This window comes from Stenotrophomonas sp. YIM B13575 (genome assembly GCF_042787595.1).
In the GTDB taxonomy this organism is placed as follows: Bacteria; Pseudomonadota; Gammaproteobacteria; order Xanthomonadales; family Xanthomonadaceae; genus Stenotrophomonas; species Stenotrophomonas lactitubi_B.
Genome location: NZ_JBHZOP010000012.1, coordinates 75,740 through 99,896 on the forward strand (window position 1 = coordinate 75,740; position 24,157 = coordinate 99,896).

At 66.6% G+C, this 24,157-nt stretch carries 24 protein-coding genes; 5 read left to right on the plus strand and 19 right to left on the minus strand.

Annotated features, from left to right (window positions below; translation table 11 throughout):
- Window positions 1–32: 32 nt before the first annotated feature.
- From ACFX4F_RS02560 to ACFX4F_RS02640, 17 genes are all read right to left on the minus strand, one after another.
- Window positions 33–695, minus strand: a complete 663-nt coding sequence (locus ACFX4F_RS02560) for a DNA-3-methyladenine glycosylase (RefSeq protein WP_380651912.1) — start codon at window positions 693–695, stop codon at window positions 33–35.
- 46 nt (window positions 696–741) lie between these two features.
- Window positions 742–1,701 (minus strand): cation diffusion facilitator family transporter, encoded by a 960-nt coding sequence (locus ACFX4F_RS02565; protein WP_099818563.1) that lies wholly within the window; start codon window positions 1,699–1,701, stop codon window positions 742–744.
- Window positions 1,702–1,790: 89 nt separating this feature from the next.
- Window positions 1,791–3,029, minus strand: a complete 1,239-nt coding sequence (locus ACFX4F_RS02570; RefSeq protein WP_380651916.1) for a hypothetical protein — start codon at window positions 3,027–3,029, stop codon at window positions 1,791–1,793.
- A 129-nt stretch (window positions 3,030–3,158) separates the two neighbouring features.
- On the minus strand, window positions 3,159–3,818 hold the full coding sequence (locus ACFX4F_RS02575) for an AprI/Inh family metalloprotease inhibitor (protein WP_380651919.1): 660 nt from the start codon (window positions 3,816–3,818) through the stop codon (window positions 3,159–3,161).
- Between the two features lie 177 nt (window positions 3,819–3,995).
- A complete protein-coding gene (locus ACFX4F_RS02580) occupies window positions 3,996–5,660 on the minus strand; it encodes a tyrosinase family protein (RefSeq protein ID WP_380651922.1) in 1,665 nt (554 codons plus the stop codon).
- Between the two features lie 219 nt (window positions 5,661–5,879).
- Entirely contained in the window at window positions 5,880–6,140 is a 261-nt protein-coding gene (locus ACFX4F_RS02585) for a hypothetical protein (protein WP_099818559.1), read from the minus strand.
- Entirely contained in the window at window positions 6,137–7,486 is a 1,350-nt protein-coding gene (locus ACFX4F_RS02590) for a TFIIB-type zinc ribbon-containing protein (RefSeq protein WP_380651925.1), read from the minus strand. The genes ACFX4F_RS02585 and ACFX4F_RS02590 overlap by 4 nt, the downstream gene beginning before the upstream one ends.
- A gap of 24 nt (window positions 7,487–7,510) precedes the next feature.
- Entirely contained in the window at window positions 7,511–8,659 is a 1,149-nt protein-coding gene (locus ACFX4F_RS02595) for an SPFH domain-containing protein (protein WP_089235748.1), read from the minus strand.
- A gap of 168 nt (window positions 8,660–8,827) precedes the next feature.
- The gene (locus tag ACFX4F_RS02600) at window positions 8,828–9,361 is read right to left on the minus strand and encodes a lipocalin family protein (protein WP_380651928.1); all 534 of its coding nucleotides are present in this window, start codon (window positions 9,359–9,361) and stop codon (window positions 8,828–8,830) included.
- 14 nt (window positions 9,362–9,375) lie between these two features.
- Window positions 9,376–10,452, minus strand: a complete 1,077-nt coding sequence (locus ACFX4F_RS02605; RefSeq protein ID WP_380651931.1) for an SAM-dependent methyltransferase — start codon at window positions 10,450–10,452, stop codon at window positions 9,376–9,378.
- A gap of 5 nt (window positions 10,453–10,457) precedes the next feature.
- A complete protein-coding gene (locus tag ACFX4F_RS02610) occupies window positions 10,458–11,234 on the minus strand; it encodes a DUF1295 domain-containing protein (protein ID WP_380651934.1) in 777 nt (258 codons plus the stop codon).
- Window positions 11,234–11,776, minus strand: coding sequence for a DUF2878 domain-containing protein (locus ACFX4F_RS02615; RefSeq protein ID WP_380651937.1), 543 nt, complete (start codon window positions 11,774–11,776; stop codon window positions 11,234–11,236). Before ACFX4F_RS02615 ends, ACFX4F_RS02610 begins: the two co-directional genes overlap by 1 nt.
- 1 nt (window position 11,777) lies before the next feature.
- A complete protein-coding gene (locus ACFX4F_RS02620; RefSeq protein WP_380651940.1) occupies window positions 11,778–13,043 on the minus strand; it encodes a class I SAM-dependent methyltransferase in 1,266 nt (421 codons plus the stop codon).
- The gene (locus ACFX4F_RS02625) at window positions 13,040–13,807 is read right to left on the minus strand and encodes a DUF1365 domain-containing protein (protein ID WP_380651943.1); all 768 of its coding nucleotides are present in this window, start codon (window positions 13,805–13,807) and stop codon (window positions 13,040–13,042) included. Before ACFX4F_RS02625 ends, ACFX4F_RS02620 begins: the two co-directional genes overlap by 4 nt.
- On the minus strand, window positions 13,804–15,081 hold the full coding sequence (locus ACFX4F_RS02630; protein ID WP_380651946.1) for an NAD(P)/FAD-dependent oxidoreductase: 1,278 nt from the start codon (window positions 15,079–15,081) through the stop codon (window positions 13,804–13,806). The genes ACFX4F_RS02625 and ACFX4F_RS02630 overlap by 4 nt, the downstream gene beginning before the upstream one ends.
- 1 nt (window position 15,082) lies before the next feature.
- On the minus strand, window positions 15,083–16,039 hold the full coding sequence (locus tag ACFX4F_RS02635) for an acyl-CoA desaturase (RefSeq protein ID WP_380651949.1): 957 nt from the start codon (window positions 16,037–16,039) through the stop codon (window positions 15,083–15,085).
- A gap of 84 nt (window positions 16,040–16,123) precedes the next feature.
- Entirely contained in the window at window positions 16,124–16,891 is a 768-nt protein-coding gene (locus ACFX4F_RS02640) for a hypothetical protein (protein ID WP_380651952.1), read from the minus strand.
- 144 nt (window positions 16,892–17,035) lie between these two features.
- Here ACFX4F_RS02640 and ACFX4F_RS02645 point away from each other — a divergent pair, with 144 nt between their 5' ends.
- The 4 genes from ACFX4F_RS02645 (at window position 17,036) to ACFX4F_RS02660 (ending at window position 19,416) form a co-directional block, all read left to right on the plus strand.
- Complete coding sequence (locus tag ACFX4F_RS02645) at window positions 17,036–17,659, plus strand: sigma-70 family RNA polymerase sigma factor (RefSeq protein ID WP_380651955.1); 624 nt, start codon at window positions 17,036–17,038, stop codon at window positions 17,657–17,659.
- The gene (locus tag ACFX4F_RS02650; RefSeq protein WP_380651958.1) at window positions 17,656–18,330 is read left to right on the plus strand and encodes a ChrR family anti-sigma-E factor; all 675 of its coding nucleotides are present in this window, start codon (window positions 17,656–17,658) and stop codon (window positions 18,328–18,330) included. Before ACFX4F_RS02645 ends, ACFX4F_RS02650 begins: the two co-directional genes overlap by 4 nt.
- Window positions 18,331–18,349: 19 nt before the next feature.
- Window positions 18,350–19,033 carry an NAD(P)H-binding protein gene (locus ACFX4F_RS02655; RefSeq protein WP_099818545.1) on the plus strand — a complete coding sequence of 228 codons (684 nt, stop codon included), beginning with the start codon at window positions 18,350–18,352 and terminating at the stop codon, window positions 19,031–19,033.
- Window positions 19,034–19,104: 71 nt separating this feature from the next.
- Window positions 19,105–19,416, plus strand: a complete 312-nt coding sequence (locus tag ACFX4F_RS02660; RefSeq protein WP_099818544.1) for a hypothetical protein — start codon at window positions 19,105–19,107, stop codon at window positions 19,414–19,416.
- On the opposite strand, the gene ACFX4F_RS02665 is transcribed toward ACFX4F_RS02660, so the two are convergent.
- Entirely contained in the window at window positions 19,413–19,898 is a 486-nt protein-coding gene (locus ACFX4F_RS02665; RefSeq protein ID WP_380651962.1) for a TspO/MBR family protein, read from the minus strand. The genes ACFX4F_RS02660 and ACFX4F_RS02665 overlap by 4 nt on opposite strands.
- Before the next feature lie 80 nt (window positions 19,899–19,978).
- A complete protein-coding gene (locus ACFX4F_RS02670; protein ID WP_380651965.1) occupies window positions 19,979–22,174 on the minus strand; it encodes a hypothetical protein in 2,196 nt (731 codons plus the stop codon).
- A gap of 120 nt (window positions 22,175–22,294) precedes the next feature.
- Here ACFX4F_RS02670 and ACFX4F_RS02675 point away from each other — a divergent pair, with 120 nt between their 5' ends.
- Complete coding sequence (locus tag ACFX4F_RS02675; RefSeq protein ID WP_380651968.1) at window positions 22,295–24,142, plus strand: XVIPCD domain-containing protein; 1,848 nt, start codon at window positions 22,295–22,297, stop codon at window positions 24,140–24,142.
- The last annotated feature ends 15 nt before the right edge of the window (window positions 24,143–24,157 follow it).

The following is a 24,157-nucleotide window of genomic DNA, read 5'->3' on the forward strand; positions in this document are numbered from 1 at the left end:
TGCTGGTGTCAATGCTCTTTCAATGATGGGTTTCATGCAGGTTTCCTTCGCGTTGCCGCGCGGGGCGCGCGTACCGAAACGTGACGATGGTCGCGCACATGCCAGCGCCAGGGAAAATCCACGGCGCGGGTGATGCCGATGCGCGGCCCCACCACCGGATCCTGCGGCGGCGGCATGCCGTCGTCCAGTATCGTGATGCCGTGGCTGACGGTTACCAGGTCGGCGCCGTCGAAGTGCCGGTCCAGGCCAAACGCCTGCGACAGCTTGCCGGGGCCACTGGCCAGGTCGTGGTCGCGGCGGGCGGCAGGCCGCAGCGGGTACATCAGTTCCTGCCCGGCGACTGGCGCGGCGGCACGCAGCAGAACCGCAACACCCTCGCCGACGTCTCCGCAGACGACATTGCTGCCCCAGTGCATGCCATAGGTGAAGTAGACATAGAGATGGCCTGCTTCGCCGAACATGCTGGCGTTGCGCGCGGTCATGCCGCGCCAGGAGTGCGCCGCCGGATCGTCGCTGCCGGCATACGCCTCGACCTCGACAATGCGTGCCACGCGGCCATCGTTGCGCACCAGCAGTTTGTTCAGCAGCTCGGGGGCGACCACCGTTGAAGGTCGCTGATAGAAGGCGCGCGATAGTCGAGTCCCGTCAACGGGCTGCACGGTGAACGGCGCGTCTGGACCGGTCTGCTTCGGCATGCTGCAATCATCGCCTGTCAGCGGTGAGGCTGTCGCCAGCGCGGCGTCAGTCCGCCGTGGCTGGACGATCGAGCGCGGCCCGGCGCGCGGCAAACACTTCCGGTGTCTGCGGCTTGATGAACAGGGCCACCAGTTCCGGGAACTCCTGTTTCACCGCAGACTCGATCCGGGTGATGCAGGCCTCGATCTGCGGCGTGGTGCGATCGTCCTCGAACTCCGCACTGAGCATCGCCACCACCTGTTCCGGGCCCATCTGCAGGGTGGTCACACCGTTGGCGCGGCGCAGATCCGGGTCGGTCACGGCCACGGCCATGATCCGTTGCGCCACCGCCGGGTGGGCCGGCTCACCGATCAGCAGGCCCTTGGTCTCGCGCGCGAGCAGGAACGCGGTCATCGCCAGTACGCCGGCAATGCACAGCGAGGCCACGCCATCCAGCACAGGCATCTCCAGCAGTTGCGCGGCCAGCAGCCCGACCAGCGCGAACCCAAGGCCGAGCAGGGCGGCGCTGTCTTCCAGCAGCACGGTGAAGGTGGACGGATCCTTGCTGCGCCGGAATGCCTCGAAGTATCCCAGCGAGCCCTTGCTGCGGCGGAATTCGCGCAGCGCCACCCACCATGAAGCACCTTCGAACAGGATGGAGATGCCCAGCACGCTGTAGCTGATGGCGTGATTGCTGGCCGGCTCCGGCTGGCGGATGTGCTGGATGCCTTCGTAGGCCGAGACGCCGGCGCCGGCGGCGAATACCAGCAGGGCGACGATGAAGCTCCAGAAGTACAGCTCGCGGCCGTAGCCGAAGGGGTGCAGGGTGTCGGGGGCCTTCTCGGCACGGCGCAGGCCGTACAGCAGCAGCACTTCGTTGAGGGTATCGACCAGCGAATGCACGCCCTCGCTGAGCATCGCCGAGCTGCCGGACAGGCCGGCGGCGATGAACTTGGCAATGGCGATGGCAAGGTTGCCTGCCAGTGCAGCGTAGATGACGAGGCGGGAGCCAGTGGGCGAGGACATGGCAGAGAGAAGGCGGCGCGGAACACTGATGATCGCGTCCAGCTTGTGCCCGGCGTGTGCAGGGGAAGGTCCTTCACACCTCTGCCCACCTATGGGCTAGCAGGCTGGGCCCTTTGCCGCGGCCTTGATCTGCGCACCGCACGCGAGGTGGCCTTCATCGGGGGTGGCGGCGTGACGGATGCCGGCGCGCGTGGTTCCGGAGGCAGCGACGGGGGAGGTGCACGGGGAGTTTCAGGAGTCTTGTACCAGGTGAACACTTCGCTGCTGGGCAGGGGGATCGACCGGGTTCGCGTCTTCGGCGTCCAGCCCGGCTCGGCGATGACGGTGTGGCTGCCAAGGCGATTGAGCACGAAGACATCCCGGATCTCGTACAGCTCTTTCCCTGGGCCGTCGATCCTGCGGCAGTTGCCTGATACCCCGGATGCCCGAACCATTCTGCAGCCCTCGCTCGATACCACCACGCTCTGGTCGCGCAGCATCCCCAGCTGGAACGTGCTGGCAGCGCGGTCGAGTGACTCGAACGGAGTGCCGGCAATGAGCAGGATCGGGGTTATTACCAAGGCAAGTGCAACCATCCGGATCCAGAGCGGGAGCGTCCTTATGCTCAGGATAATCAAGTGAAGGAGCGGCAGCCCGAGGGAGACCAGGAGCACTTCCCAGCCGTTCATCGTGGCGGCTGCGGAATGGGTGCCGAAGACCACTAGCGCGATCAAGGGGAGCGTGAACAGGTAGAGGCAAGCGGAAAGCACCGTCAGCCTCAGTGCCCACCAGATCCTCCTTTTCCGCACAACGCTGTTGACGGGTTCATCAATCGGCTTGAGTTTCACGCCCATCGGCGCGAACGCGCCAGCGGCACCGACCAGCATGACACCTGCGAACAAGATGGGTGCAGCGTCGCCGAGCGGAGTGAAAAACCATACATACATCCAGCCTGTTGCCAGGCCCGCGCCCAGCATGGCCATACTCATGCTGAGGCCAGCGGACGGCAGCCAGTGCGTCTCAGATGTGCGGACGCTGCTTCTGTCGGTGATGAATCCTGACTTCTGCCACTCGATCAGCACAGCGGCGGGGAGCATGAGCGTAAGGACGACCACGATGACCATCACGACCGAAAAGAAGACGATGGCCGCCGCCACCAGAGCGATATCAGTCAATGCAAGGCTGGGCAGGTAGTGGATCCGCCAGAAGAAGACGACCATCGCAAGGGTCCCCGCCAGCGCGAACAACGCCTTGTGAGCGTAGAGATCGGTCAGGATTTTGGACGCTGCCGGCCAAGGCGAGCCGGAAGGAGGCGAAAGGGTGTCGGGGCGGGGGTCCTGCAACGGCATCGCGCATCGTCCATGAGTCGGGCTTCACCCCCGGATATCGGCCGTTCGCGAAAGCGCTTGAATCGAAATCCAGATCCACGCATATCCTTGCGTGGACAAGAACGCGCTCCTTCAGGGCAGCATCAGCTCTCAGCGCCCGACTTGATTCAGATACAGCCGTGCACCGTCTGATTCGCGTCGCCCCGACCAGCGCCCGCCACCCGTCTGGCGGAATCTTCCGATCACCTTGTTGTCGGTATCGGTAATCAGCAGTTGGTTGCCTGAAAGCAGCCAGCGATTGGCCGAGAAGAAATCGTCCGGGCACCCGGCCGGCACCCATGCACCATAGCCACCAAACCAGGGGCTGTCCTTCAGTTCGATGGTGCAGCTCTTGCCGTTCTCCTGGCCCAGCGTCCAACGGCCGAACAAATCGCTGTCGATCACCCTGCTGCCATCGCGACGGCGGTCGTTGCTTCCGTCATCGTTGTTGTTGTCATCAAAGCTGATATGGATCCCGACGTCCTTGCTCTCGCTGCGGGATTGGGAATGCGCGCTGCTGTTGCTGTTGGACTGCGTCGTTATCGACCCGAAGTTGCCGAAGGCCGATTCGCCATTGTTGTTCCCGGCCGTGTCATCGCTGGTTGACCCGGAGGTCGAACGGGTGGTTTCCGTGGTCTGCGATGCGCTGGACGACTGCGTACTGCTGGAGTGCTGGCCGAAGCCGATGGAGGCGTCCTGGGCAAGGGTGGTAGCGGGGGCGGCGAAGCTGCACAGCACCAGCAGCGCGAAGCGGGGAAGCACGGTTGCCATCGTCGAATCCTCGTTGGGAACAACGGAAACAGCGGGTGTGCGCGCGCGAGCATAGGCCTCGCAGGGCAGGGGCGGTGTGACGAGGCCCCGATGCTGGCGCTGCCTTGGTGTGCAGTCACATTTCCCGGGAGCCCCGGCTGGCATCGCCCCGTGGCGACGCCAGCCGCCGAGGGTGCGCTAGTTCGGGGACACCAGGATCGCTGCATCCAGCACCGGGAACGATTGCGGTGCCTGGCCCGACGACGCGACCAGGCGGATCTCCAGCGTCGTTGAGCCGCCGCCGGCAGCATCCGCGCGCAGCGCCCCCAGCGTCTGCGGCAATGGCACGGCAAATGTCGTTGGATGATCGTGGCCCATGGCCGCCATGCTCGGCCCGAAGAACGAGACCGTGCCGGCGTAGTACGGGCTGTCCGCGCTCACCGAGGTGACATCTGCCGGTGCATTGATCAACACGTCGAACTCGCGCGTGTTATGCAGTCCATGGGGACGCTCGAGGGTAACCTCCGCAATCAGCACGCGCGGCCCGGTAGCCGCCAGATGTGCACGAACCGCTTCGTTGGGGACAGCCACTCGTACGGCGCCATCAGCCCGCTTGCCGCGCACCAGTCGCGCGGCCTTGGCGGTGGTGGGAGCCGTTGCGGCCTGCTCTGCCGCACGCACGCCGCTGCCATAGACATAGTCGTAGTCGTAGTCGAACGCGCTGGTGGAGAAGAACTCCCGGGCCGGGCGTGTGCCGACGTAACGCCCCTGCGCATTGACGAAGAAGCGGAACGGCTCTTCCATGAACTGCTTGTTCTCCGCAGGGTCGGTCGGCATGATCGGGCGGCCGAAGGCCTGTTGCCTGCGGGTCCACACATCCCACAGACGGTCCATGTTGGCGTGGTGCAGGTAGAAGATCGGATCCAGCGGCGACAGGAAGTTGGTCATGTTGCCGTAGGGACCGGGATCGACGGCGCCGACACCGCCAATGCAGTTGTGCACCTTGTTATGCGGGAAGCCCTCCAGTACCGAGAACTTGGTGGCCCCATCGGGCTGCAGCACGTGCGAAGTGGTGCGTGAACTGGTGAAGCTGCGGCTGATGTCAGGGTTGTTGAACTCCACCGGTGACAGGCCGGCACGGATGGTGTCGGCGGACACGGCGGAGGCCGTCTTCGGGTCGAAGCCCGGGTGCTCCCGCCAGAGATAACGGGCGCCACAGGTCACCGCGTACGCCGCATTGCCGGAAATGCCGGTCTGCTCCTTTGCGTTGTAGCCGGTGACATCGTTCCAGACGTCTTCGGCGCTGTTGTAGCCCCGCAGTGACAGCTGCTGGCGCTGGCCGGTGTCCAGCGTATTCCAGTGGCGCTGCAAAGCAGGCTTCATGAACTGGGTGAACACCGCCAGATTGCGGGTGTAGGGTGTATAGGCGGTGTGGGTCGGGGTCAGCAGGCCATCGAACATGGCTGGCGGAATCCTTGGAAGCTCGGTCCAGTCCCAGTAAGGCATGGCGAACTCGCGGTCGCCGCTGAGCTCGCGGATGGTCTGCTCGAAGTAGCCGACGTAGCCGCGGTGCCAGACATAGAACCACCAGTTGCCGTGCGGGCAATCCATCAGGTGCACGAACGCATTGCGGAACCAGTTGCGCGCGTCGTCAGCCGGCAACGCCAGCATTGCCTGGATGCCGCGCGCATAGCTGGCCAGCATCTGCTGTCCTTTCGCGCTGGTGACGTTGTAGCGGTGGAAACGCGCCACTGCAGTACCGTCGGCCGTGCTCTGGCCACTGGCCAGGGCACTGGGCGCGAACAGCGAGGCCAATGAGGCGGTGGCAGTGGTCGCTAGGAAATCACGGCGTGTGTAGCGCATAGCGTCCTCCTTGGTGATTGGTTCAACCGCGACGGGTTACGAATCACTGCAAGGGCCCGCGGCTGCTGCCACGGGCCGGACGGGGACATCCAGCCCCGCCGCCCGGATCGACGGCCGCGAACGCGCCGCCGCACCAGGCGGCAGCAGTATAGGCACGGCATTGCGCCCGGATCTGGGCAGTACGCCACAGTCATGGCCGGCCTTGGCCGGCCGGGTCGACTATTCCGGGCCGGTCTTCACCCGGGCCACCCGCTTTCGATACTCATACACGTTGTCACCGCGGATCCGCTTTTCCTGCGTTCCGCTGATGCTGTCCACGCGACGATCCGAGCCGGTCACCGGCTTGGCATCGATCTCGGTTTCGTGTTCGAACGAATGCGATTTGTCGGTGTTGCGGTAGAACCGGTACAGCGCCCAGTACAGCGCGGTCGCGCCGGCCGGGCCTGCAGCCAACAACCAAAGACCACTGTCATCACTCATGTGCTGGCCACCAGGAAGGCAATTGCGAGGGCTTCGATGATCGTGCCGGCGGTCAGCGCCGCCAGCAGCATCTTCCACTGCTGCACGGGTACGCTGCCCATGGTTTCACCGGTCCGGCCGTTCACCGCGATGTAGTGCAGCATGCCGCCGTTCTTGCCGGGCTGATGGTACGAGTACAGCCAGACCGGCAGGTACATGGCCACCCAGCGGGTGCCGTGCACCTCCAGCTGCTCCTGTTCCCAGCGCACGCCACGGTCGTAGCGGCGCACCGTGCCTTCCACCTGCGCGCGGGCGATCGACAGCAGCTGGTCTTCCAGCCGCGGCCGCAGCTTTTCGACGTCCAGGTTGCGCTTTTCCGAGGTGAAGCCCGCCAGGTAGGAGGCGTTCCACTTCACCGCGTTCTTGGTGTCGAACGGCAGAATCGTGTTGATGATGTTGTTGGTGTTGGCGCGCGTGTCCAGGTTGCCGCGCTCGGCTGACGATTCCAACGGCAGGTCGTCCACGGTGAAATCGACCTGGCGTTCCACCTGGTAGACATCCGCGTCGTAGTAGGTCTGCTTGTTCTTCTCGCTGCCACGGGTGTATTCGCGTGTCTTGATCTCGCCCTTGCCGGCCACCGCCGCACTGACATTGCCGTCGACGATCATGTACGGCAGGTACACACCCACCACGTTTTCCGGGGTGAACTGTTCCTTGAACGCCTTGAGCGCGAACATCCGGCGCTTGTCGACGAACTGGCGGATGCGCGCGACGGCATCCTCCTTCTTGATATGGAACGGCAGCACGGCGTCAGGCACGGCGCCATTGGCGATCTGTTCGTTCACGCCGAACACGTGCCGGCACCAGTGGCAGCGCGCCGTCATCGTGCTTTCGGTGTTGACCGTGACTTCGGCGCCGCAACCGGTGCACTTGAAGGTCATCAGTGCCGAGGTGTCGGCATCGATATCGCGTGCGCCCGATGCGATGACGGTGCCACGCAGCTGGTCGATGGCTTCACCCAGGCCGAATTCTTCTTCCACCCGTGCGCCATGCCATTCGTGACGGCAGTACAGGCAGACCAGGATATCGGTACCCAGCTTGGGCCGGATATCGGTAGCGCCGCACTTCGGGCAGCGGTTGAGGCCGTCTTTCAGTTCGTCAGCGGAGGTGTCGATGGCGACCGGGTCGGGCGCCTCGACCTCGTTGCGGATGGCCTCAGGCAGCGTCGAGGTATCGAGCGGGAAGCTGCCGGGCAGGGGAGGGACGTCCTGCGGCGAACCCGGCCCGTCCAGCACCGCCGCCGGCAGCGGCGGCGGTGCTGAAGCGGATCGGGGCAGCGGCGGCGGCGTGTTTCTGGGATCGGACATGGTGGTTGCGCGTCCTGCGTCTGCTTACAGTCCCAGCGCCTTGGCCTTCAGCGCGTCGTAGTCGGTCTGGGTGATCAGGCCCAGATCCAGCATTTCCTTGGCCTTCTTCAGCTTGGCCACCGGGTCGTCGGCAGCTGGCGCGGCCGGGGTTGCCGGCTGCTGCAGGTTGCCCGCGCCGAACATGCCCGACGCCATGCCCACGCCGACAAGGCCGGCGGCACCGCCGTTCTCGCCTGCGGACTGGATGCCCTGGGCAACGCTGGCCTGCAGGTTGGAATTGCCGCGCGAGCCGGACAAGGCATCGGCGCGCTGCACGGTCTTCAGCAGCTCACGGGTGTTGGCGTCGTACTCGATCGAGACGATGGCGGTCTTGACGATGGCCAGGCCGCGATCGGACTTCCACTGGTAGCCCTGCTCGACGGCAGCCGACAGGCTCTGCGCAAAGCCCAGCGAATCCTGCTGCAGCTTGGTGATGCGGTTGCCCTTGCTTGGATCGTTGGTGTACAGGCTGAATGCCGGCGCCAGCGAACCCACCACTTCATTGAACAGCTGGCTGGCAGCGGCGTTGTCCAGGTCGGTGAAGTCGAACACCTGGCCCGGCTGCAGGTAGCTGGCCGGAACGAAGTTCTTCACGAACAGGATCGGGTCGACGATCTTCAGCGTGTACGAGCCACGGGTGACCGCGCCGACCTGGGTGTTGAGGAAGCCATCGTCCCAGTAGATTTCCGACTGGGTGCCGAAGCGGTTGTCCGGCAGTTCCTTCAGCGAAACGAAGAAGGCGGCCTGCTGCGAGCCCGGCTGGCCGCCGAACTTGAAGCGCTCCCAGCTCTGCTTGATGAAGGTGCTGACCAGGCCGTCGCCGGCGAAGATCGACTGCGAGTTCAGATCATCCGAGCGCCACTCGTAGCCACCCGGCTCGGCGACGAAGGCGGTGATCGCGCCATCCTGGAACAGCAGCAGGCCGTAGCCTTCCGGCACGACGATCTTCGAACCGTTGCTGATGATGTTGGAGGAGCCGCTGGTGTTCGAGCCGCGCCCGGCATTGGTGCCCTGCGGCACCGCTGCGAACAGGGCTGCCGTGGACGGCAGGCCGGTCGGCACGGTGTAGAAGTCTTTCCATTGGTCCGCCAGCACGCCGCCGACTGCACCCTTCACCGCTTGTACCAGACCCATGACCCACTCCCTGTAGTTGCCGGACAGGCACCACGCCTGTCGTGCTCGGCTGACTATAGAGGAGGCAGGCTACGCGCGGCTAGCGGCCGGGCGAGCCCCCATTCATCTGGTTGTGGGGCCTTGGCCCGCCTGACGCCCCAGCCGCAGCCCGTAGCACTTGCAGGCGTCTCAGCGCACCGACTGCGGTACCCGGCGCAGCTTTCCAGTGTCATACCCCATTGCCTTGATGCGGGCGACCGCCTGCTGATACTCCGCCTCGCTTACCTGCGGCGTACGCGCCATGTACCACACGTAGTCGCGCTTGCTGCGGGCCACGATGGTCTGCGTGTAGCCCTCGTCCAGCCAGGCAATGAGGTATTCGGCCTGGATGGGCCAGATGAACTGCATGCCCCAGACCGCGCCATTGCCGTGTTTCTCGATGCGGCCTATCGGGTGCATCGACTTCTGCGGTGACTGGAAGCTGCCCTTGCGATAGGTAAAGGTGGTCTGGATGCGGCCATCGGCCTGCAGCGCGTAGCTTTCCACGGCATCGAAGGCCTCGCGCTCGGGTCGCGACGGAATATGCGCGATGACATACCAGTCGCCCATGAAACGGGGCACGTCGACCTTCGGCGGCAGCGGGATGGGGCGGGTGTCGTGGCTGCTGCAGCCTGCGCCGAACAGGGCCACGGCCAACAGCGTGAACAGTGGGGCGATGCGCATGGTGGCGGTCTCCTTCAGCGCGGGCGGAACAGGTAGTGGGCGACCAGCCATTGCTGGCCGTCGTCGTAGCCGAACAGCTCGGCGCAGGCCATCCAGAACATGCGCCAGCGCTGCCACCAGATGCGTGCAGCGGCTTCGTCGCCATAGGTCTGCGCCAGGATCGGCAGCAGCTGCTCGCGGGCGGCATCCTGGTTGGCCAGCCAGTGGTTGGCGGTACGCTGGTAGTGGGTGCCGTCCAGCAGCCAGCGCTGGTCCAGTACCAGCTCGCGCTGGAAGTGCAGCAGCGTGTCCGCAGCCGGCATCAGGCCGCCGGTGAAGAAGTGCCGGCCCATCCAGTTGTCGTCGCCCTCGGTTTCGAACGGATACATCAGCGTGCGATGGGCGAAGATATGCACGAACAGCGCGCCGTCCGGCTTCAGCCAGCGGGCGATGCGACCCAGCAGGCGGTCGTAATTGCGCACATGCTCGAACATCTCCACCGATACGCAGCGGTCGAATGCCGTTGCAGGCAGCTCCAGCTGGTTGACGTCGCGTGTAAGCACCTCGACGTTGCCGAACCCGCGCGCCTCGCACTGCGCCAGGATATGGTCGCGCTGGCTGTGCGAGTTGGACACGGCGGTGATGCGTGCCTTCGGGTAGCGCTCGGCCATCCACAGCGTCAGCGAGCCCCAACCGCAGCCCAGCTCCAGGATATGCTGGCCGTCGGCCAGCCCGGCGCGCTGTCCGTACAGCTCCAGCATCGCGTCCTCGGCCTGGTCCAGCGTCTCGCTGCCGGTCCGGTAGTAGCAGCTGCTGTACTTCAGGCGATGCCCCAGGCAGCCCTGGAAGAAGGCGGCGGGAACCTCGTAGTGCTGGCGGTTGGCTGCATCCACGTGCAGCGCGAGGGGGCTGCTGGCCAGTTCGGCAATGCGGCGGCTGAAGCGCTGCGACTGCTCCTCGATGCTGCCGGCCGATTCTTCGGCCAGGCGTTGTGCGCACAGGCGACGGATGCCCGCGCGCAGCGCCGCATCAGGCAGCCAGCCACGCTCGGCCCAGCCGGTGAGTCCGCCCTCGGTATCGGCAACCGGAGCAAGGGACGGGGTGCTGTTCATCGGAATCACTCCTTGGGGCTGCGCGGAAACCACGGGAAGAACATCGAGGTGCTGCGCTGGTAGTCGCGGTAGTCATCACCGCGACTGCGCAGCGCCTGTTTCTCGGTGAAGGGAACGCCACTGAGGTAGCGCAGGAACACATACATCAGCACCGGCCCGGACCAGGCCAGCCACCACAGGGGCGACGTTGCTGCCAGCAGCACATAGGTGAACCAGTGCAGCCACTCGAAGAAGTAGTTGGGATGGCGTGTATACCGCCACAGCCCTTCGCGGCAGGTGCGGCCCTTGTTGGCCGGGTCGGCACGGAAGCGGGTCAGCTGGCGGTCGGCGAGTGCCTCACCACCCACGCTGAGCAGCCACACCACAACGGCCGCTGCGATCCAGCCAGGCATGTCGCTGCGTGGGTTGCTGGCCACGGCCTCGAACGGCAGTGCAAACAGCACCACCAACGCGGCCTGCGCCATGAAAAAGCCGAAGATCTTTCCCTGATGGCCCTGCCAGTGCTCACGTAGATAGCGGTAGCGACCGTCTTCCGCCTCGCTGCGCACACGGCGCCACAGATGCAGGGCAAGTCGGCTTCCCCACAGGCCACCCAGCACCGCCAGCGCAATGCGGGGCTGCAGCGCGCCATCACCCAGCCACGCAAGCAGCAGCGCGCCGGCCGCCACGCCCTTTGCCCACAGCACATCGACGATGCCGATGTTGCGGTGCCTGCGCTGCCAGGCCCAGCCCCAGGCCATGATCAGCACGGCATACAGCAGCACCCACCACACGCTGCTCATCAGGTTGCTCCAATCAATGGGGTGTCGTGGTTGCCGGGCGTTCCACGGCGGGCCACCGCGCACAGCAGCGACAGCGCGATGCACCAGCCCAGCGCCAGGGTTGCCACGCCCTGCCAGGCAGGGGGCGTGAAATGCACCGCCTGGAATCCGCGCGCCGCAGACAGATACGCCAGCGGCGCCAGCAGGCCGAGGGCCACCGGCAGCAGCCAGTGCCGCTGCAGGAAGGCCATCGATGCGGTCAGCGTCATCGCAAAGGCAGCCCACAACGCGAAGATCCACGGCGGCGGCACCCATCCCAGCGGCGCAGCGGCGTAGTGCACGCTGCCGCTGGCGGCAGCGCTGCCATCCACCAGCCAGGCGCAGGCCAGCGCGAGCAGCAGCAGGCGAACATCCAGGCGCGGCTGCGGCGAGGTGAGCAACTGGCTGCCGACATACACGCTGGCTGACAGCACGGCCGGCCATTGCCAGCCACGGCCGGCGCCGGCAACGGCGCACAGCCACACCATCTGGTTGCCGATCACGTTGACCCAGCTGCGGCGCATGTCAGTCGATCCGTTCGTCGTGGGCATCGGCTTCGGGGCGGTAGCCAGGGCGTGCCAGCAGCAGATGCGACACGCCGATGGAGCGTTCCAGGAAGCCACCTTCGCAATAGGCCAGATAGAACTCCCACAGCCTGCAGAAGCGCTCATCGAAGCCCTGCGCACGTACCGCTTGCAACTGCGCCAGGAAGCGCTGCCGCCACGCCCGCAGGGTCAGTGCATAGGAGTGGCCGAAGTCCTGCTGGGCGATCAGCTGCAGGTCACTGGCCCGGGTCTTGGCGGCCAGGATGGCGTTGATCGACGGGATGAAGCTGCCCGGAAACACGAAGCGCTTGATGTAGTCCACGCTGCGCCGCGCCTGTTCATAGCGCTGGTCCTCGATGGTGATGGCCTGCAGCAGGGCCACCCCATCGGGTTTCAACAACCGCTGCAGGGTGGCCATGTAGGTATCCAGATACTCGGCGCCGATGGCCTCGATCATCTCGATGGAGACCAGCTTGTCGAACTGTCCCTGCAGATCGCGGTAGTCCTGCATCAGCAACGTCACCCGATCCTGCAGGCCGGCCTCGCGCACGCGCTGTGCGGTCAGTGCGTGCTGTTCCGCGGAGATGGTGGTGGTGGTGACATGGCAGCCGTAATGCTGCGCGGCGTGCACGGCAAAGCCGCCCCAGCCGGTGCCGATCTCGACCACGCGATCACCCGGCTGCAGTCGCAGCTGCTGGCAGATGCGGTCCAGCTTGCGTCGCGACGCACGCTCCAGCGAGTCGCCGGCATCGGTGAACAGCGCCGAGGAGTACATCAGGTCCGGCGACAGGAACAGGGCGAAGAAATCATTGCCCAGGTCATAGTGGGCGGCGATGTTGCGACGGCTGCCTTCGCGGCTGTTGCGCCGCAGCCGGTTCCAGCCACGCAGCAGCCAGCCGCCGATGCGTGCCGGCCCGCGTTCCATGCCATCGAGCAGGTCGCGGTTGCGTACCAGCAGCTGCACCAGCGCCACCAGATCATCGCAGCGCCAATCACCGTTGATGTAGCTCTCGCCGGCGCCAACGCTGCCGTTCGCGGCCACCTTGCGGTAGAAGGCCGGGTCGTCAATGGTCACGGTGACCTGCAGGTCGCTGCCTGCGTGGCCGAGCTGCACCTCGCCAAACGCATCGCGCACGCACAGGCGGCCGTTCTGCAGCGGCGCAAGCTGGGCCAGCAGGCGCCGGCGCAGGAACGCGTCCAGGGTGCCGGGCTGGGGCAGGGTGGCCGAGGGGGTCATTTCGTTCATCGCGGTTTCTCGGCGAGGGAAGGATGGTCGTGCACGGGGTTGCGCTTGAGCCAGAGGCGCAGTGCCTGCCAATGGATGGCGGCGACCACCTGCGCGCTCATCAAGGGGTAGCCGGCCAGCACCCGGGCAAGTCCGCGGCCATCAATGGGCCGCCGCTGCATGCTCTGGGTGGCATCGAACTGGCGTTGGCCGTCGCGCCAGACCTGCATGTGCACACGCAGGTCGTCAGCGGGCGCGGTAAAGCGCCAGTCGTAGGCGCAATCCATCGGCATGAAGGGGGAAACGTGGAAGGCCTTGTCGAACTGCCAGCGCAGGGCGCGACCCTGCTGCACCGCGGTTGCGACCGGCAGCACGTAGGCGTGCCGTTCCTTCCAGGGGGTATTGGTGATCTCGGCGACGATGCAGTCCAGGGTCTCCCCGTCAGCCTGGTAGCAGTAGTAGAAGCTGACCGGATTGAACACGTGGCCCCCGAAACGCAGGTGGCTCAGCAGGCGAACCGGGCCGTCGGGGCGCCGCCCGAGCACCGTGGCGGCATGATCACGCACGGCGTCGGCCAGGGAGAGGGCGGGATCACCGAAGTAGTCGCTGCGGCGGAACTCTGCCAGGTTGCGGCGCCCGACCGACCACAGCCAGCGCCCGGCAAATACCTGGTCCAGCTCGTCGAGGTCCAGCAGCAGCTGCGCGATCGGGTAGCGGAACGCGTGCGCATGCGGGTGGTAGCGACGATGCTCGACGTGGCCGAAGTAGATGGCGCTGGCGCTCACGCAGGCACCTCCATCTGCTGCGCGATGCCGCGGTGGAACGAGCGCGCCTGCAGCGCGTCGACCACGCGGCGGGCACTGCGGATGCCGTCCTCGTGAAAGCCCCAGCCCCAGTAGGCACCGGCAAACCAGGTGTGCCGATGGCCCTGCACCTCGCCCCAGCGCTGCTGTGCCTGTACCGCAACATGGTCGTGTACCGGGTGTGCGTACTGCAGGCGGCGCAGTACCTTGGCCGGATCGATGGCCTCGCTGCGGTTGAGGGTCACCACCAACGGAGTGTCGCCGGGCAGCCCCTGCAGCAGGTTCATGCAGTAGCTGACCGTGCAGGGCGCAGCGGGGTCGCGCGGCACATGCGCGTTCCAGGCCGCCCAGGCCTTGCGGTTGGCGGGCAGCAGCGAGGCATCGGTATGCAGCACCGCCTCATTGGGCTGGTAGCGGATCGCACCGAGCACCGCCCGCTCAACCGGATCGGCGTCGGCCAGCAGCGCCAGGGCCTGGTCGCTGTGGCAGGCCAGGATCACTTCATCAAAGCCTTCGATGCCGTTGGCCGTGTGCACGCGCGCCCCCCAGGGCATGCGCTCGACGGCGTGCACGGGGCATTCCAGCCGCTCGTGTACCCGCCAGCGCGCACGCAGCGCATCGACGTAGCGGGCCGAGCCGCCCTTGACCACGCGCCAGGACGCGCGCCCAGTCATCTGCAGCATCTGGTGGTTGGCCATGAACTGCACCAGGTAGCGCGCCGGAAAGTCCAGCACCTGTGCGGTCGGTGATGACCATAGCGCCGAGGCCATCGGCAGCAGATGCTCCTGCACGAACGCCTCGCCATAGCGCTGGCTGTGCAGGTACTGGCCCAGCGTAGGTCCCTGCTCCTCGCCGAGCAGCAGGGGGGCGTCACGATAGAAACGCCGCAGGTCAGCCAGCATGCCCCAGAAACGCGGGGACACCAGGTTTCTTCGTTGGCAGAACAGCCCATCCAGCGAGGTGGCGTTGTACTCCACGCCGCTGCGCTCGCTGTGCATCGAGAAGCTCATCGTGGTGGGCTGCGAGGCCACGCCAAGTTCATCGAACAGGGCCGACAACAGCGGGTAGTGGTGCGGATTGAAGACGATGAACCCCGTGTCGACCGCCATCCTGCGCCCGTCCACAGTCACCTCGTGGGTGTGGGTGTGGCCGCCCAGGTAGTCGTTGGCCTCGAACAGGGTGACGTCATGCTCGCCGTCCAGCCACCACGCGCTGGCCAGGCCGGCGATGCCGGAACCGATGATCGCGATGCGCATGTCAGTGCCTCGCCTTGGCCAGTACCCAGGCCGGGATCGGCTTGAGGCCCTTCACCAGGCCCAGCGCAGCCATCACCCGCAGGCCATACCAGCTGATGTCGATCTCCCACCAGCGGAAGCCCTGGCGCGCGGTGCCGGGGAAGAAGTGATGGTTGTTGTGCCAGCCCTCACCGAAGGTCAGCAGGGCCAGCCACAGGTTGTTGCGGCTGTCATCGCGGGTCTCGAAGCGGCGCCGGCCGAAGCGGTGCGCCAGCGAATTGATGGTGACCGTGGCATGGAACAGCACGACGGTGGAGATGAAGAAGCCCCACACCAGCAGCTGCGGGCCGCTGGTGTGCAACGCCGGGGCCACGCGCTCGAGCACCGCGCCGAGGCCGTACAGCGCAGCGGCCAGCAACACGGGCACCACGGTGTCGAACCGGTCCAGCCAGCGCAGTTCGGGGTACCGGGCCAGATCGGGGATGCGCTGCAGGTCGGTGGCAAAGGCGCCGCGGGTGAGGAACCACCCCATGTGACTGCGCCAGAATCCACCCTGGAGTGGGGAATGCGGGTCCTGCGGTTGATCGGCGTGGCGGTGGTGATGGCGGTGGTGTGCTGCCCACCAGAGCGGGCCACGCTGCACGCTGGCGGCACCGATGACGGCGAACACGAACTGCACGGTGCGCGATGCCTCGAAGGTGCGGTGCGAGAAGTAGCGGTGATAGAAGGCGGTGATGGCGAACATCCTGATTGCGTACAGGAACACGGCGACCGCAACCGCCGTCCAGGACACGCCAACCCAGATCACCCCGAGGCAGGCCACATGCAACAGCGCGAAGGGCAGGGCGCGCAGCCAGTCGATGCGGTCATCCTGACCGCCGTCCGCCGCGACTTCGCTTCCGGCATCGGTATCGAACCAGCGCTGGAAGGTGCGCAACAGGCGCGAACGTCTGCGGAGGGGAGGCGCTGCGGATGCCATGGACGGAAGCCCGAGGGAGTCGATTGCCTATCTCTACGCGTTGCGGTGCCGGTTGGATGCAGACGATTGCACGCGACTGCGCTTTCACTTGGCCGTAACAACGCAGCTCGATACCAGCGGTCGCTGCAGTTCATCGCGCCAGCGTTGCTCCGGCTGCTCGGTGGCGGCGGCGGCAAAGCGCGCGGTCACCTGCGGATAGTTGCCACGTGCATCGCGCAGGTTGCTGGTGCCACGGAACTCCAGCAGGCGGCGATCTGCATCGGCGTATATAAGCGACAGACGCGGGGCCACCGCGCCGAACCACGTGTCGAGGCGGACGTCGACGGCGTGGGCGGCAAGCCCCTGCCAGCGCACGGGGCCCCGGTACTGCACCTGCACGGGGTAGAAGCGCTGCCGGCCGGGCACCAGGAAAGGCAGGCTGACCGGCCTTCCATCCAGCAGCGTCTGCCAGTGGCCCCGCACGGCGGCATCGAAGCCGACGTCGACCACGGCATCCGCCGGTAGAGGCAGCTGCTTGATTCGTGATGGCGCAGACCTGTCTTCCTTCCAGTCGACCTTCACCCCGTCGCGGCCGACCACCACGCGGGCCGCCTGGCCGCTGCGGGCGTCCTGCAGCACATAGCCCCGCGCCTGCAGCCGCGCGGCGGCGGGCATCTGTTTGCGGGCGAAGGGTTGCCCTGCAGGGCAGAGGTACTCCACCCAGCGCTCGCTACCATCGCCGGCCCCGCGCTGCCAATGCACTTCGCGGTAGGCGGCGGTTCCATCGGGTAGGGTGGCAACGCCCTCCGAACGCAGCAGCGGCGCCGCACCGGCGGCGCAGGGGGCGACCATCAACAACCAGGCAGCACGCATCGGGGCGATCCATGGGAGACTTGCCCGCCTGTACGGGCGGTGGCACCGGCTGGATGCACGCTGGCGCCCATCCCGGGTGCATCCAACCGGCGCTGCTGTGCGTAGAGACAAGGACTCCTCTTCACTCAACGGCTGCCCCCGCCGATGTACCGTCCACCCGCCAGCCCCTCTCTTTCCTTCGACACCGCGCGGATCGTGTCCAGTTCACAGCAGCCCAGCAACGAGCCGACGAACTGGAACGGCGAGATGGACGGTGTCGCCCGGCTGCGCGACCGTGATTGCTTCCTGCGCATCTACGACCACTTCACGCCGCGCCTGTGCATCTATCTGCGCGGCCTTGGCGCACCTGCAGCGGTGGCCGAAGAGCTGGCCCAGGAATGCCTGCTGCGCCTGTGGCTGCGTGCAGCCGAATTCGATCCTGCGCAGGGCGCGCTGAGCACCTGGCTGTACCGCATCGGCCGCAACCTGCACATTGACCGGGTGCGCCGCGAGCGCAGCTGGATGCAGGTGCAGGAAGCGGTGGAGGATGCTGCTGCCGGTGACGTCAGCGAGCGCAGCAGCGCCGAGCAGTTTGCCGACCACGCCCGCCTGCGCCAGCGCATCAACGAGCTGCCGGCCACGCAGGCGCGCCTGGTACGGATGTCCTACTTCGAGGCCAAGAGCCACAGCGAGATCGCACAGGCGCTGGGCATGCCGCTGGGCACGGTCAAATCACACCTGCGACGAGCGTTCCTGCAGTTGCAGTCGAAGGTGGGGGGTGCACCATGAATCCGCACCACCATCTGCATGAGTCGACGCTGATGAGCTATGCCGCCGGCGCCCTGCCGACGCCCCTGAGCATCGTCGCCGGCACGCATCTGGAGCAGTGCCCGCACTGTCGCCAGCGCCTGCGCGAAGCCGAGGCCATCGGTGCCGCACTGCTGGAGCAGACCCAGCCGTCGGCGGCTGAGGCGCGGCGGGCGGGGCTGCGCGAGGCAATGCTTGCGCAGCTCGATGTGGACCAGGCTGGCATGGTGCCGAGCCCGCTGCGGTCCATGCCGCCGGAACGGCCCGAGGCCGACCCGGACCATCTGCCGAAGTCGCTGCATCCTTACTTTGGCGATTCGCTGGGTCGGCTGCACTGGCGCTGGATGGCCCCTGGAGTGCATTGCATCCGCGCAGAACAGATGCCTTCGCTGATCATGCTGAAGATCGCGCCGGGAAAATGCCTGCCGATGCACAGCCATGGCCGCAGCGAACTGACCCAGATCCTGCGCGGCTCGTACAATGATGCACTGGGGTTGTTCGCGCCCGGCGATGTTGCCGATCTGGACGAGGACGTCGAACACCAGCCGGTAACGGCGCCAGGCGTACCGTGCATCTGCGTGTCCGCGCTGGACGCGCCGCTGGTGTTCAGTGGTTGGCTGGCACGGAAGATCCAGCGCTTCGTCAAACTCTAGGCTTCTTCAAGGTCAACGCATGCACCCAACACGCCCGCTGCGGATTCTGCTGACCGGTGCGACCGGACTGGTCGGGCAGGGCGTTGCCCGTGCCTGCCTCGCTTCGCCGCAAGTGGCGCGGACCGCAGCCCTGGTCCGCAGCCAGGCCGGGCTGGACGCGCGGATCGAGCAGATCGTGCTGGCGGATTTCCAGCATGCCCGCGATGTGCGCCCGCTGCTGGACGGATTCGACGCCTGTTTCTATTGCGCCGGCGCGCCACCGTTCGGCACCGCCGAGGATGAGTATCGGAAGGTCACGCTCGATGCCACCCTGGCTGTAGCTGCAGCATGGGCCGAGACGAATCCAGACGGCCGGTTCCTGTATGTCTCCGGTGCTCACGCCAACCCACACAGCCGGATCATGCCGCTGCGCATCAAGGGCGAGACCGAGACTGCATTGGCGCAGCTCCCGGTGCGCACCGTCATGCTGCGTCCTGCGGGGGTGCGCCCTGTGGCGGGAACCGGCACCCGTCATGCGGCATTGAAGCCGCTGTATCGCTTTGGCGGCCCCTTGATGGCGGCGGCGGGCCGCATCCTGCCTTCGCTGGTGACCAGCAACGAGGCCATCGGCCGCGCGATGATCGTGCTGGCGACGATGCCTGAGCCGCCAGCAGTGCTCGAATGCGCGCAGATCAATCGGCTGGGTTCTGCTTCCGCAGACTGAAGGCCGTGGTGCACATCTGCTGCACATCGCGGCAACTACAGTCGAGGCTCCTCCTTCTGTGACGCATCGACGTGAACCTGCAGCCATCGTCCTCTCCGCTTCGCCCATCGCGCCCCGCGCCTGACAACGGCCGCTTTGATCTGCTGGATGTCAACGCGCTGCAGGATCCCGGCAGCGGCCGCATCGTTCATCTCTATTCGCTGGTGGCGCGCTGCCTGTCCTGCGAGCTGGTGTTCAAGGCGCAGGAGGGCGATGGGCTTGTGAGCACCTCTGCCGCACGGGTGCTGCGCTGCCCGACCGGCTGCGGTGAGCAGGCCTTCAGGGGCAGCGCGCTGCGCCAGTGGCGGCCTGCGGCACAGGGCCTTGAGGCATCGCTCGGCTAAAGCACGGCCGGATTGGCCTGCCACACGGCGTAGTTGAGCGCGCTGGCGAACGCCACCCATGCCAGGTAAGGCAGCAGCAGCCACGCCGCTGCCGGGCGCACGCGATGGAAGGCGACCACGGTGGCCACGATCAGCACCAGCAACAGCAGGATGTCAGCAAACGCCAGCGCCCCCTGCTTCCAGCCGAAGAACAGCCAGCTCCACAGCACATTGAGCGCCAGCTGCAGCAGGTAGAGCACCAGCGCAGGCGTGGCCGCGCGCCATCCGCCCTGGCGCCAGACCAGCCACGCGGCCAGCGCCATCAGCGCGTACAGCAGCGTCCACACCGGGCCAAACACGCTGGCAGGCGGCGCCCATGCCGGCAACGCGAGGCCTGCGTAGAACTCCGCTGCAGAAATGGAGGCGCGCGCGCCCAGCGCGGCGGCCAGAAAAGTGACGATGGCCCAGCCCAGAAGACCAACTGCCTGCCTGCGGACGTTCATGGTGTATCTCCTCCAGCACAAGTGCGGACTGCGGTAGTGCGTTGTACGTAAACGCGTCGCGACTGGATGCAGCTTTCGGTTCAGTCGGCCGTGCCGCCGTCGCTGGCCGCTGCAGCACCGGGCAGCAGCGCGGGCCGACCCTCGAACCACTCGCGCGCGCCGGCCAGATGCCATTGCCGGCGCTGGCCATCCAGCTCGATGCCGGCACCCAGCAGGCCCCAGCGCAGGTAGAGGTCGCCGCGCTTGCGCTGCTCCAGCAGATCCAGCCGCGCACGCAGTGAAAGCCGCTCGTTTTCCGCCTGCAGTCCATCCAGTACCAGATGCCCGGCCCGCCAGCGCAGTCGGGTGTGCGCATCCACCTTGCCGGAATCGAGCAGGGACAATGCCCAGCGCGGGTAATCGCTGCGCTCGGCAAACAGCGCCAGCAGCGGGCCGGCGTCGCGCATGGCGAGGTCCGCACGTGCGTCCACCTGGAAGGGTGACTGCGCATCGATGTCGCCGCGGGCGATGGTGACCCGGCCCCACCACGGTTGTGGTCGCTGCTGGTCACCCACCTGCACATTGCGCAGCTCGATCACGCTCCCGCCCAGATCGAACCGGCGCTGGCTGAAATCGCCGCGTCGCAGCCTGCCATCCACGCGCGCGTCGCCCTGCAGGTCGAGCCCCGCCACCTGCAGCCGTGCGCGTTGACTGCGCAGGCGCACGCTGCCGTTGCCGACCCGTCCCTGGGTATCAAGTTCAGCGTCGCCGCTCACCTTGCCAGCGCCCCCCTGCAGCCGGACCTGGCCGTTGCCCAGGTAGCGGTTGTAGGCGGTGAGGTCTGGAATGGTTGCGTCGTCGAAGCGCAGCTGCGCGCGCACTCCCTTGCGCAGTTCGCGCAGACGGCCGTCACCGGTGAGTGTCAGCGCCAGATCGCGACCATCGAACAACGTGGCACCTTTGGCGCCGCCGGCATGGGCGCTGAACGTAGGAAGCTTCACCGCCAGTACGGCGCGCGTCGGCGTTCCGGCCTGCAGTTGTCCATGGGCGCTGGCCGTTCCCTGCAGGTGCACGCCGGCCACCTCGGCCACCGCCCGTGCCGCCGGAATATCGACGCTGCTGCCGGCGGCCAACTCGCCGTTCTGCAGGCGCAGGTCCGCGCGCAGCACGCCGCCGCCCTGCAGCTGGAACCAGGGCTTCTGCACGAACAGCGCGGGAATCCAGTTGAGCGAGGTGAAGGTCCATTCGCCCTTGACGTTACCAGAGGTGCGTCCCAGCACCTCGCTGGGATCGGCAAATGGAATGTGTCGCCCGGCGATGATCAGATCCGCATCGAGTGCAGCGCCGGTGCCATCGCGTTGCGGCAATCGCGCCTGCAGACGGATATCGCGAGCGGCATCCAGCTGTATCGCCAGCGTTCCACGGTCCGGTGCGCCGGCCCCTACCTGCAACGGAACCCGCCAGACGGCATGGCTGCCCGGCTGCAGCGCGCCCTGGTCAAGGGTAAGCGAGGCCTGCAACTGCCCCGGTACGGCAGCGCTGGCAACGGTGGGTCGTTGCGTGTCCGTATCCAGGCGCAACCCCTGGCTGCGCGCCTTTACCTCCAGCACCGCATGCAGCAGGCCCAGTTTTTCCAGGCCAGGCGCCTGGTCGCGGTAGTGTCGTGGATAGGAGAACTGCGACTTCAACTGCATGTCGCCAAGCAGCTGGGTGCCGTCGAGGCTGACATCGGCATGCGCGAAAGACACCTCCGAGTCCAGCAGCTCCGATGGCCCGCCGCGCAATTGCTTGACGAAGCCGACGGTGCCGCTGCCCTGGCCGACGATCAACAGCTTGCCCGTGCGGACGCTGCGGATGCTGTCGCTGTGAATGGCATCGAATCGCAACGTCCAGCCGCGATCACCGCGTGGTGGTGAGGGAATGGCCTCATCCACACGCGCGATCTCGGCGGCTACACCGGTCGCGTGCAGCGACGGCACGCGCACTTCACGCTGGAACAGTGGCAGCAACGCCAGTCGGGCACTGGCCCGGTCTGCGCGCAGCACATACACCGTGTGATTGACGTGGCCGCGCATCTGCACGTTCCAGGCGATGACATGTCCCGGCAGCAGCGTGATCGCGGGCCCGGTGGTCATCACGAACTTGTGCGGCTTGCGATTGGTGACCTGATCGAACAGCGGCGTATTGAGAAAGACATTGCCCGCGAGCAGGTACAGCAGATACAGCCCCAGCAGGACGGTCAGCAGCGTGCGGCCGTGACGGAACCATTGCTGCGGCGGGGCGAGGGAGCGGGGCATGGACCCTCGGCGTGGAATAAGATGACCATCACTATCGTGGATGCCGCTGCGGCGCGATGTGAACGTGCTGCGCACGCTGCGCCCTATAATCAGCGCGTCTCTGTTCAAGGAGGTCACGGCATGAATGCCCAGACCAGCAAGGAAGGCGCAACCCCGGATGCGCCACGCGATGCCGCCGCGGCGTCGTTCGATCCGACTTACACCTCGGCCAACAGCGAGGTCCGCGCTGCCGCCGGCGGTTACTCTGTCACGTTGAACGAGGGCGATGGGGCGTTGAAGGTGGGCGCCGAGCAGAAACGCGCAGCGTCCAGTCTTGCATCGCAGTTCCAGGGCACGTCGCTGAACATGGCCGGCAGCCCGACAGCCGACGGTGGCAGGGACTACCTGCTGACGATGGAGTCGGTGGTCGGTGCAAGCGTGAAAGGTGCAGGCTTCCAGGACACCAGCAGCACCGGCGTACGCGGGCGCTACAGGGTCAGCCTGCCCAGCGACGCGGTGGATGTCGATCCCACCCGCATCAATCCTTTCGATCCGCAGACCATTCCCAACGGTGGCAGCGTCACCCTGGATGGCCAGCAGTTCACTGGCACTGCACTGGAAGGCAGTTTCCGCAACATCGCCATGCAAACCCAGACGACCGAGGCGAGCGGTGCCAGCTACCGCGTGGATCGCCTGGATGATGGCCGGGTGCGCGTCACCACCGGGCCGAACGAGGCGGTCGAAGCCTTCAACGGCATGGGATTCACTGCAGGCAGCTTCAGCGCGATCGCCGGTCGCCAGGACGCGCTCGGCCACTCGGCTGTCCGCACTGCGACCTTCGACATCAATCAACCCGAAGGCCGCCAGGCCTATGAACAGTTCATCGACAACGGCACGCTGAACAGCCAGACCGCGGGCGTGCAGGATCTGGCCACGGTCGAGCGGCTGGGCATGAGTTCGCAGACGCGGCTGAAGGTCGGCTACGGCGACACGTTTGGTGTCGACCTGGCCGGTGCACGCAACAGCGGTGACGTGGTGCAGGTCAGCCGCGAAGACGGCAGCCGCACCGAGCTGCGCAGCGTGCAGTACAGCGGCAACCTGCCGGCAACCCGGGTCAGCGCTTACGGCGCCGATGGCCAGGAGGACACGGCGCAGCGCCGCTACGAATTCACCTTTGACCTGCGCGGGCATGCGCAGGGCGAACAGATTGCCGGGATGGTCAACGCGGCGCTGTCCGGCGACCCCGCCGGCGATCGCGGGCCGATGAAGGCCGGCGAGCTGAACACCCTGAGCTTCAGCGAGGCCCAGATGCGCACGCTGATGGAGCGCACCCAGTCGATGGTCAAGGACAACCCGATGCTGGGGCCATCGTGGCAGGTGCTTGCCGAGGACGGCAGCGGCAAGGCGCAGCAGGACGTGGATGCCTTCGCCCAGGGGCTGGCACGCAACCAGGGGCAATCCACCTACGGCATGGCCGAGCGCATGTTCCACATTGCCGCGGCGGGCGGCAAGGATCTGCAGAAGATCGACGCGGCGGTGCAGGGCGAGCACCTGCAGTCGCTGGCGCCGCCGTCACCGCTGCTGCCGCGGCAGGATCCACGGCACGCCGCCAGCCCGGACCATGGCCTGTGGCTGCAGAGCCAGGGCGCGGTCAGCAGCCTCGACCAGGCGATGGGGCGCCAGCCCGATGCGATGAGTGAACGGCTGGGGATGGCGCTGCTGGTCGCGGCCAAGGACAAGGGCATGCAGCGGATCGACGAGGCCGTGCTCAGTGACGATGGCCGCTATGCATTCGCAGTGCAGGGTCAACCGCACGCCGCGGATCGCCAGATCGCCCGCACCGAGACCGCGCAAGCAGTGGCCATGCCGGTCGAGGACCAGGTACGCAGGCTGCAGGACGCACCCGGGCGGACCGACGCCACCCAGCAGGATGCGCAGCAACAGGAGCAGGCGGTACAGGAGCAGACCGCGCGGGCCATGGCGCGCTGACGCGCGCACGGTGCC

What these genes read in the sequence shown, in the direction of transcription:
- ACFX4F_RS02655 (WP_099818545.1), top strand. Translation starts at nt 18,350, where the DNA reads ATGCACCCAACACGCCCGCTGCGGATTCTGCTGACCGGTGCGACCGGA.
- ACFX4F_RS02630 (WP_380651946.1), bottom strand. Translation starts at nt 15,081, where the DNA reads ATGCGCATCGCGATCATCGGTTCCGGCATCGCCGGCCTGGCCAGCGCG.
- ACFX4F_RS02620 (WP_380651940.1), bottom strand. Translation starts at nt 13,043, where the DNA reads ATGAACGAAATGACCCCCTCGGCCACCCTGCCCCAGCCCGGCACCCTG.
- ACFX4F_RS02560 (WP_380651912.1), bottom strand. Translation starts at nt 695, where the DNA reads ATGCCGAAGCAGACCGGTCCAGACGCGCCGTTCACCGTGCAGCCCGTT.
- ACFX4F_RS02675 (WP_380651968.1), top strand. Translation starts at nt 22,295, where the DNA reads ATGAATGCCCAGACCAGCAAGGAAGGCGCAACCCCGGATGCGCCACGC.
- ACFX4F_RS02570 (WP_380651916.1), bottom strand. Translation starts at nt 3,029, where the DNA reads ATGCCGTTGCAGGACCCCCGCCCCGACACCCTTTCGCCTCCTTCCGGC.
- ACFX4F_RS02580 (WP_380651922.1), bottom strand. Translation starts at nt 5,660, where the DNA reads ATGCGCTACACACGCCGTGATTTCCTAGCGACCACTGCCACCGCCTCA.
- ACFX4F_RS02640 (WP_380651952.1), bottom strand. Translation starts at nt 16,891, where the DNA reads ATGCGTGCTGCCTGGTTGTTGATGGTCGCCCCCTGCGCCGCCGGTGCG.
- ACFX4F_RS02575 (WP_380651919.1), bottom strand. Translation starts at nt 3,818, where the DNA reads ATGGCAACCGTGCTTCCCCGCTTCGCGCTGCTGGTGCTGTGCAGCTTC.
- ACFX4F_RS02635 (WP_380651949.1), bottom strand. Translation starts at nt 16,039, where the DNA reads ATGGCATCCGCAGCGCCTCCCCTCCGCAGACGTTCGCGCCTGTTGCGC.
- ACFX4F_RS02610 (WP_380651934.1), bottom strand. Translation starts at nt 11,234, where the DNA reads ATGAGCAGCGTGTGGTGGGTGCTGCTGTATGCCGTGCTGATCATGGCC.
- ACFX4F_RS02565 (WP_099818563.1), bottom strand. Translation starts at nt 1,701, where the DNA reads ATGTCCTCGCCCACTGGCTCCCGCCTCGTCATCTACGCTGCACTGGCA.
- ACFX4F_RS02595 (WP_089235748.1), bottom strand. Translation starts at nt 8,659, where the DNA reads ATGGGTCTGGTACAAGCGGTGAAGGGTGCAGTCGGCGGCGTGCTGGCG.
- ACFX4F_RS02670 (WP_380651965.1), bottom strand. Translation starts at nt 22,174, where the DNA reads ATGCCCCGCTCCCTCGCCCCGCCGCAGCAATGGTTCCGTCACGGCCGC.
- ACFX4F_RS02585 (WP_099818559.1), bottom strand. Translation starts at nt 6,140, where the DNA reads ATGAGTGATGACAGTGGTCTTTGGTTGTTGGCTGCAGGCCCGGCCGGC.
- ACFX4F_RS02590 (WP_380651925.1), bottom strand. Translation starts at nt 7,486, where the DNA reads ATGTCCGATCCCAGAAACACGCCGCCGCCGCTGCCCCGATCCGCTTCA.
- ACFX4F_RS02645 (WP_380651955.1), top strand. Translation starts at nt 17,036, where the DNA reads ATGTACCGTCCACCCGCCAGCCCCTCTCTTTCCTTCGACACCGCGCGG.
- ACFX4F_RS02615 (WP_380651937.1), bottom strand. Translation starts at nt 11,776, where the DNA reads ATGCGCCGCAGCTGGGTCAACGTGATCGGCAACCAGATGGTGTGGCTG.
- ACFX4F_RS02600 (WP_380651928.1), bottom strand. Translation starts at nt 9,361, where the DNA reads ATGCGCATCGCCCCACTGTTCACGCTGTTGGCCGTGGCCCTGTTCGGC.
- ACFX4F_RS02605 (WP_380651931.1), bottom strand. Translation starts at nt 10,452, where the DNA reads ATGAACAGCACCCCGTCCCTTGCTCCGGTTGCCGATACCGAGGGCGGA.
- ACFX4F_RS02650 (WP_380651958.1), top strand. Translation starts at nt 17,656, where the DNA reads ATGAATCCGCACCACCATCTGCATGAGTCGACGCTGATGAGCTATGCC.
- ACFX4F_RS02665 (WP_380651962.1), bottom strand. Translation starts at nt 19,898, where the DNA reads ATGAACGTCCGCAGGCAGGCAGTTGGTCTTCTGGGCTGGGCCATCGTC.